The sequence below is a fragment of the Bradyrhizobium uaiense genome (assembly GCF_010811875.1).
Lineage (GTDB): Bacteria > Pseudomonadota > Alphaproteobacteria > Rhizobiales > Xanthobacteraceae > Bradyrhizobium > Bradyrhizobium uaiense.
In genome coordinates, this window is the sequence record NZ_VKHP01000585.1 from 1 (window position 1) to 486 (window position 486).

Annotated in this window: 1 pseudogene; it reads left to right on the forward strand. The window is 63.2% G+C overall.

Annotated features, from left to right (window positions below):
* Positions 1–193 precede the first annotated feature (193 nt).
* Positions 194–486: pseudogene (locus tag FNJ47_RS46600) on the forward strand (adenylate/guanylate cyclase domain-containing protein); the annotation flags it as partial.

The window sequence follows — 486 nt, forward strand, 5'->3', positions numbered from 1 at the left end:
GCGACAATCCCGCGATGAAGGACGTGCTGCGTCAGCTGTTCAATCGCTGATATTCCCGGATATTCCGGCCAAGATCGAAGGGTGACTCGGCTAACCATGCACCCGGAGGGGCCGCCTCGGCCCGCCGATCCGTGCTAAACAGCGACAGATCCAATGGCGCACTCGACTGATTGGAGGGGACGGACGAGGCTGGATGAACGCGGCTACGGACAAGGGCAAGAACTGGTTCCTGCGCGGCGGCCTGTTCGCCAAATATGTCCTCGCGCTGGTCGGCCTCGTCGTGTTCGTACTGGCTGTCAACGGCGCGCTCGAGACCTGGATCAGCTATCGCGGCATCAAGAGCACGCTGACGGACGCGCTGAGCGAGAAGGCGGATGCCACCGCCAAGCGCATCGAACAGTCGATCTCCGATCTCGAGCGCCAGATCTCCTGGGTGACCCGCGCCTGGTCCAACACGATCGACCTGCGCCGCGCCGACTATGCCCA